At 74.9% G+C, this 6,764-nt stretch carries 9 protein-coding genes; 4 read left to right on the top strand and 5 right to left on the bottom strand.

What is annotated here, in order from left to right; genetic code table 11:
• Positions 1–1,241, top strand: a 1,241-nt coding sequence (locus DEF28_RS24845; protein WP_394340380.1) for a CaiB/BaiF CoA transferase family protein, incomplete at its 5' end; no start/stop codon positions are given.
• Positions 1,238–2,074, top strand: a complete 837-nt coding sequence (locus tag DEF28_RS24840; RefSeq protein ID WP_233515523.1) for a citryl-CoA lyase — start codon at positions 1,238–1,240, stop codon at positions 2,072–2,074. The genes DEF28_RS24845 and DEF28_RS24840, both read left to right, overlap by 4 nt.
• 109 nt (positions 2,075–2,183) lie before the next feature.
• On the opposite strand, the gene rpmF is transcribed toward DEF28_RS24840, so the two are convergent.
• From rpmF to rpmG, 3 genes are read right to left on the bottom strand one after another with little or no spacing between them, the layout of a single operon-like run.
• Positions 2,184–2,354 (bottom strand): 50S ribosomal protein L32, encoded by a 171-nt coding sequence (rpmF, locus tag DEF28_RS24835; RefSeq protein ID WP_114400539.1) that lies wholly within the window; start codon positions 2,352–2,354, stop codon positions 2,184–2,186.
• A 43-nt stretch (positions 2,355–2,397) separates the two neighbouring features.
• Positions 2,398–2,643, bottom strand: coding sequence for a type B 50S ribosomal protein L31 (locus DEF28_RS24830; protein ID WP_114400538.1), 246 nt, complete (start codon positions 2,641–2,643; stop codon positions 2,398–2,400).
• Between the two features lie 46 nt (positions 2,644–2,689).
• Positions 2,690–2,854, bottom strand: coding sequence for a 50S ribosomal protein L33 (gene rpmG / locus DEF28_RS24825; RefSeq protein WP_114400537.1), 165 nt, complete (start codon positions 2,852–2,854; stop codon positions 2,690–2,692).
• A 214-nt stretch (positions 2,855–3,068) separates the two neighbouring features.
• Between rpmG and DEF28_RS24820 the strand changes: the two genes are divergently transcribed.
• A complete protein-coding gene (locus DEF28_RS24820) occupies positions 3,069–3,920 on the top strand; it encodes an SRPBCC family protein (RefSeq protein ID WP_158562919.1) in 852 nt (283 codons plus the stop codon).
• Between the two features lie 22 nt (positions 3,921–3,942).
• Here DEF28_RS24820 and DEF28_RS24815 read toward each other — a convergent pair whose 3' ends face one another.
• Positions 3,943–4,911: a nucleoside hydrolase gene (locus DEF28_RS24815; protein WP_114400535.1), complete on the bottom strand. Its 969-nt coding sequence runs from the start codon at positions 4,909–4,911 to the stop codon at positions 3,943–3,945.
• Between the two features lie 67 nt (positions 4,912–4,978).
• The gene (locus tag DEF28_RS24810; protein ID WP_114400534.1) at positions 4,979–6,067 is read right to left on the bottom strand and encodes an FAD-dependent oxidoreductase; all 1,089 of its coding nucleotides are present in this window, start codon (positions 6,065–6,067) and stop codon (positions 4,979–4,981) included.
• Between the two features lie 404 nt (positions 6,068–6,471).
• Here DEF28_RS24810 and DEF28_RS24805 point away from each other — a divergent pair.
• Positions 6,472–6,764 (top strand): hypothetical protein (locus DEF28_RS24805; protein WP_199493509.1); only part of this gene is annotated, 293 nt, incomplete at its 3' end.

The raw sequence follows: 6,764 nt of genomic DNA, 5'->3' as shown, positions 1-6,764 counted from the left end.
ACGTTGGTGAGGTCGAGGACGCGCACGCCGGCCCCGGGACCGCCGGCATCCTGGCCGGCGTGCGCGTCCTCGACCTCACCAACGTCCTCGCCGGCCCTTACGCCAGCTACCAGCTCGCCCTCATGGGCGCCGACGTCGTCAAGGTCGAGGTGCCCGGCTCCGGCGACCTGGCCCGCCAGCTCGGCGGCGACCCCGACCTCAACCGCGACCTGCTCGGCGCCTCCTTCCTCGCCCAGAACTCCGGCAAGCGGTCGCTCACCGCCAACCTCAAGGACGAGCGGGGCCGGGAGGTGCTGCGCCGGCTCATCGCCGGCGCGGACGTGCTCCTGGAGAACTTCCGGCCCGGCGTGCTGGCCCGGCTCGGCTTCGGCCCGGACCGGCTGCGCGAGATCAACCCCCGGCTCGTCTACTGCGCGGTCTCCGGCTTCGGCCAGACCGGCCCGATGCGCGACCGGCCCGCCTACGACCAGGTCGTCCAGGGCCTGTCCGGGATGATGAGCGTCACCGGGACCCCCGACCTCAGCCCGCTGCGCGCCGGATACCCCATCGCCGACACCCTGGGCGGCCTGGCCGCCGCCTTCGCGGTCGCCGCCGCGCTGGTGCGGCGCGAGCGCACGGGAGAGGGCACGCACCTCGACGTCTCCATGCTGGAGACGGCGGTCACCGCGATGGGCTGGGCGGTGTCCAACTACCTCATCGCCGGGATCGAACCGCGCCCGATGGGCAACGAGAACGGCACCGCCGCACCGTCGGGCACCTTCCGCACCGGGGCCGGCGCCCTCAACATCGCCGCCAACAAGCAGGAGCAGTTCGAGACGCTGTGCCGCCTGGTGGACCGCGCCGACCTCGCCGGCGATCCGCGGTTCGCCGAGCGCGAGTCCCGCAAGGCGCACCGCGACGAACTGCGGGCCGAGCTGGAGACGGCCCTGGCAGCGCGCCCCGCGCTGGAGTGGGAGCGGCTGCTGTCCGAGGCCGGTGTGCCTGCCGCCCGGGTGCTCGACGTGCCCGAGGTCATCGGCCTCGACCACATCGTCGCGCGCGACCTCGTGCACGAGCTCGACTTCCCGGGCCGCACCGGCCGGACGCTGCGCGTGCTCGGCAGCGGCGTGCACGTGGACGGCCGCGCCTGCGCGCCCGCCGCCGCGCCTCCGCTGCTCGGCGAGCACACCGACGAGCTGCTGCGCGAGCTCGGCTACGACGACGACGAGATCACCATGCTGCGGAAGGACGGAGTGCTGTGACCGCGGACGCGACGAGGACCATCGAGGAGCGCGAGGTCAGCGAGTGGTGGGCCACCGGCCTCACCCGCATCGCGCCCGGCGAGATCGAACTGCGCGGCTATCCCATCGAGCGGCTGATCGGCGAGGCGTCGTTCGTCGACGTCGTCTGGCTGCTGCTGCGCGGCGAGCTGCCCGAGCCGGAGCAGGCGCGCCTGCTGGAGGCCGCGCTGCTCGCCTCCGTCGACCACGGCCCGCAGGCGCCCTCCATCGCCGCGGCCCGCATGGCGGCCACCTGCGGCGTCGGGCTGAACAACGCGGTGGCCAGCGGAATCAACCTGCTCGGCGACGTGCACGGCGGCGCCGGCCAGCAGTGCATGGAGGTGCTGGCCGGGATCCGGGACCGGCACGCGGCCGGGGAGGACCTCGCCGAGGTGGTCGCCGACGTCCTCGCCGAGTACCGCTCCGCCGGCCGCTACGTCCCCGGCTTCGGGCACCGGTTCCACCCGCGCGACCCGCGCCGCGACCCGCTGCTGGGCCTGGTCGCCGAGGCCGCCCGCGCCGGGATCGTGGCGGGCGAGCACCTCGCCGCCGCCGAGGAGCTGGAACGGGCGCTGGCCTCCGGCCGGGCGCGCCCGGTCCCCATGAACATCGACGGCGCCACCGCGGTCGTGTACGCGGAGCTGGGCTTCCCGCCGGAGCTGGGGCGCGGCCTGTTCGTCCTCGCGCGGTCGGTCGGCGTGCTCGCGCACGCCTGGGAGGAGCGGCAGGGCGGGGCCCGGATCAAGGGCCCGATCCCGCGCCGGCTGCTCGCCGCCTACACGGGCCCGGCGGCCCGTCCCGTCCCCGAACGCTGATCCGGGGAGGTCCGAGGAGCCCAGGGGTCCCGCGGCGCGCGCCGCGGGACCCCTGGGCACCGCACCGGCCGCGGCGCGCGGTGCCGGATGGCCGCGGCACTCCGCCGGGTCAGTCCGCCGGCCGCAGCAGTCCGCGCCGGTACGCGGGCACCAGCCGCGCCGGGACGAGCACGCGGCGGCCGTCGATCTCCAGCGGAACCAGCTGCGGGACCGCGGCCCGCCACTGGGAGCGGCGCCTGCGGGTGTTGGAGCGCGACATCCTGCGCTTGGGAACGGCCATGGCGGCGTCCTTTCGGGATGGGAGCGGGCGGGCGGGACGGAGGTCAGGGCCGGCCGTAGCGGCGCTGGAAGCGCTCGACCCGCCCGGCGGTGTCGATGACCCGGCCCCGGCCGGTGTAGAAGGGGTGGCTGGCCGACGAGACGTCGACGTCGATGACGGGGTAGGTGTTGCCGTCCGTCCACTCGACCGTCCGGTCGCTGACGGCGGTCGAGCGGGTGAGGAAGGCGAAGTCCGCGGCGCGGTCGCGGAAGACGACCGGGCGGTACTCGGGATGGATGCCGGGTTTCACGGAGGTCTCTCCTTGTCGGTGGGCGTCGGTGGGCGTCGGTGGGCCGTCAGCGGTCTTCGCGGAAGTCCACGTGCCGGCGGATGACGGGGTCGTACTTGCGCAGCACCAGCCGGTCGGGCGTGGTGCGCCGGTTCTTGCGGGTCACGTAGGTGGAGCCGGTGCCCGCGGTGGACCGCAGTCTGATCACGGGGCGCAGGGCGTCGCGTGCCATGGCCGGGCCTCCAGTCGTCGCAGTGGGCGGAACGTACGCATCTTACAAGCAAATGATAACCGTTTTCATTCCCGACTTTCGGTGAGGCGGTGATGGCGCGGTCATGACGGAAGCGGGACGCGCTCTTGAACCGCCGCGCCGCGGAATCCGCGCCCCGGCGGTGCAGGATCGAAAAGGAGACGACCAGAGCGCGGCGCGAAGGAGTGCGAGCCCGATGGATCAGCCGTCCGTCCTCACTGTCCGATCCCGCGCGGCCGCACCGGCCGGGGCCCTCCACCGCGCACTGACCGACCCCGACGCCGTCCGCTCCTGGCTCACCGACCAGGCCGACATCGACCTGGCGCAGGGCAGGTACGGCTTCTGGGGACGGCACGCCCCCGACGGAGACCGCCCCCGCCAGCGGCTGCTGGAGCACCGCCCCGACCGCCTGCTCCGCTTCGCGTGGGACCTGAAGTCCGGCCCCGTCACGGTCACCGTCCGCCTGGAGCCGCGCGACCACGACGACACCGAGATCACCGTCACCCACGAACCGCGCCCGCCGGCGGGGACCCCGGGCGGCAACGTGCCCTACTACTTCTGGGACCTCGCCGTGGACAACCTCGTCAACCTGGTCGAGGGGCGCCGCCTGGCCCCCAGGTTCGAGCCGGGGCCGGTCACGGACGGCCGGGCCCGCGCCCAGGTGACGATCGACGCCGCGCCCGGCGACGTCTACGCGTCACTGATCGAGGCCGGCCCGCTCAGCGAGTGGACCGGCGGCACCGCGTCGGTCGAACCGTGGGTCGGGGGGCGCTACGACTTCGGCTGGGACCACGGGCCCGGGGACATCCTGCTCCTCGACCCGGGACGGGCGCTCGCCTACACCTGGACCTATCCGGACACCCCGGAGACGGTCGTGCGCTGGGAGCTCGCCGACCTCGACGGGGCCACCCAGGTCATGGTCGTGCACGGCAGGTTCGACGACGCCGACCTCGCCACCGACTTCCAGGGCGGCTGGCAGGCGTACCTGCGGGCGATCAAGCGCCTCCACGAACGCGGACACGCCTGGAACGAGGCCGAGGTCCGCTGAACCGCCCGGAGGGGCGCCGCGGTCAGCGCGGCGCCGCGAACGGGCGCGACGGCACCACCGGCCGCGCGAGCAGGTCGCGCAGGTAGCCGAAGAACCCGGCGGCGTCGACCTCCTCCACCACCGCGGCGTTGGCCGCCCGGCCGTGCACGCCCCACGACATGGCGGCGTAGCCGCGCGTCAGCTCGCCGGCGGTCTCCACGTCCACGTGGTAGCCGGCCGCGCGCCGCAGCAGCTCCGGGCGGAGCAGCAGCGCCACCGTCAGCGAGTCGGGGTGGGTGGTCCCCTCGATGCCCACCCGGCGGTCGAACTCCAGGGTCGCGGCGCAGACCCGCGTGAAGAAGCCGGCCAGCGGGGTGCCCAGGGCGGAGATCTCGGCCAGCCGCTCCGTGCCGAACACCGCCTGGCGCAGCGTCACCGGGTCCCACGGGACGACGGTCACCGGGAAACCGGCCGCGAACACCGTCTTGGCCGCCTCGGGGTCGACGTAGAAGTTGAACTCCGCGGCCGCGGTGATGTTGCCCCGCCCGTTGTTCGACCCGCCCATGACGTAGAGCGCCCGGAGGTTGCGGGGGAAGTCCGGGTCCTTCGCCGCCGCCATCGCGATGTTGGTGAGCGGCCCGATCGCGACGACCGAGAGCTCGCCGGGCCGCTGCGCGGCGAGCCGGACGAGGGCGTCCACGGCGTGCTCCTCCTCGGGCGCGCATCCGGTGAGGTCCATGTCCAGACCGCCGACCCCGTCACCGTGCACGTTCTCGGCGCTCTCCCACGGCCGCACGAGCGGCCGCCGGCACCCCAGGTGCACCGGGACCTCGCCGAGCCGGCCCGCGGCGTTCAGCGTCAGGAAGGCGTTGCGCACCTGGCGGTCGAACCCCACGTTGCCGGCCACCATCGTGATCGCCCGCAGGTCGGCCCGCGGATCCAGCAGCGCGGCGAGCAGGGCGACGCAGTCGTCCTGGGCGGTGTCGGTGTCGACGACCAGCGGAACGTTCACCGGGGGCTCCTCCTGCGGTGCGGCGGACGGGACGGGCACGGCGCACGTCCATGGTGGCAGCCCGCCGTCACACGCGGGCGGTCCGCTCAGCGAGGACCTCGCGGGCGGCGGCCGCCGCCGCGCGGTGCGCGCTGATCATGGACGCGGAGGGCCCGTACCCCACGAGGTGCACCCGGGGGTCGGGCGCCGTGCGGGTGCCCACCAGCCGGATCCCGCCGCGCGGGTCGCGCAGCCGCAGCGGGCCCAGGTGCGCGAGCACCGGCCGGAAGCCGGTGGCCCACAGGATGACGTCGGCCCGCTCCGTCCGGCCGTCCGCCCAGGCGACGCCGCCCGCGGTGATCCGGTCGAACATCGGCAGGGCGGCCAGCGCGCCCCGCCGCTCGGCGGCGCGGACCGCCGGCGTGCGGCTGATGCCCGTGTAGCTGACCACGCTGCGCAGCGGCAGGCCGGCGGCGACCCGCTGTGCCACCTGGTCGGTCACGGCCACCAGGTCGGCCTCCGTGGGCGCGGTCGAGCGCAGTTCCGGCGGGCGGCGGGTCACCCACACCGTGTCGGTCACCTCGGAGAGCTCCGCGAGGATCTGGGCGGCGGAGTTGCCGCCGCCGACCACGACCACCCGGGCCCCCGCGAACCCCTCGGGCGCGTGGTAGCCGGCGGCGTGCAGCTGCCGGCCGGCGAACGAGCGCCGTCCGGGGACCGCGGGGACGAACGGGCGGTCCCAGGTGCCGGTGGCGTTGACGACCGCGCGGGCCCGCCACGTTCCGGCGTCGGTCTCCACCAGCAGCGGGGTGTCCCGCGTCTCCTCGACGCCGGGGCCGTCGTTGCGCACCGAGCGCACCACCACCGGCCGCCGGACGGGCAGCGCGAAGTGGCGCTCGTAGCGGGCGAAGTACCCGGCGACCTCCGGGCCGTCGGGCGGCGGCAGCCCCGGACGCTCCCAGGCGAGCCCGGGCAGCCGGGTGTAGGCCGCCGGGGAGATGAGCCGCACCGACCGCCACACCCGCTGCCACGCACCGCCCGGGCCGGGGCCGCGGTCCAGCACCACCTGGTCGCCCGCGCCGGTGTGGCCGCGCCGGGCCAGGAAGTAGGAGGTGGCGAGCCCGGCCTGGCCGCCGCCGATGACCACGACGTCGACGTCGGATGCCTGATCGGTCACGGACCCGACGCTACCGCAGCGCCGGCTCCGCACCGGCGGCCGCCGTCCCGCAACAGTGGAATGCGGAAACGATGACCGGGCAACCCGCGCGCCATTTCCAGCGTCGAATGAATAATGAATGACGCTTGAATGACGCCGTCCGGGGGCGCGGGAATGCGGAAGACGGGATGAGCGGGTTTCGCCGAGGCGGCAGTGCGGGGTGCGGAGGAACCGGAGCGTGTAAAGGGCGACCGGAACGCACCGCCGCCGGCGCGGCCAGGGCCGCCGCGCCGTACTTTTCCGCCTTGACGCCGCGCCTGGGTGCGATGAGCAGGGGAGGAGCTCAAGAGGCCGGCAGCGGCAACCGGAAGTTCGGGCGGAGAAACAGGCCCGGGGAAATCGGAAAGGGAGAGGGGGAGAGCAGCGTGACGGAGATCGACGTGAGTGGCGTTTTCCTTTTCCTGGCCCTCGTGGTGGGGGCGGGGATTCTGGTGCCGATGATTCTCATGTCCGTCCGGGCCGAGAGCGGCTCCGGTCGTCGCGTCGGCGAGGCCGAGGGCCCTGGCGGCGACGAATACGACGGGATCGGCACCTACCGGAAAGTCGGCCGGCTCCGCCACTACTGGCTCGGCGGCGGAGGCGGCGGGCCGGACAGCGGATACGGGGGCTACGGCGTGGGCGGCGGAGGCGGCTACGGCGGAGGGGCCGGTTGCGGAGG

The sequence above is a fragment of the Marinitenerispora sediminis genome, from assembly GCF_003336425.1.
GTDB lineage: Bacteria > Actinomycetota > Actinomycetes > Streptosporangiales > Streptosporangiaceae > Marinitenerispora > Marinitenerispora sediminis.
Note: the sequence above shows the minus strand (reverse complement) of the source record. Positions and strands in the feature narration are given on the sequence as shown.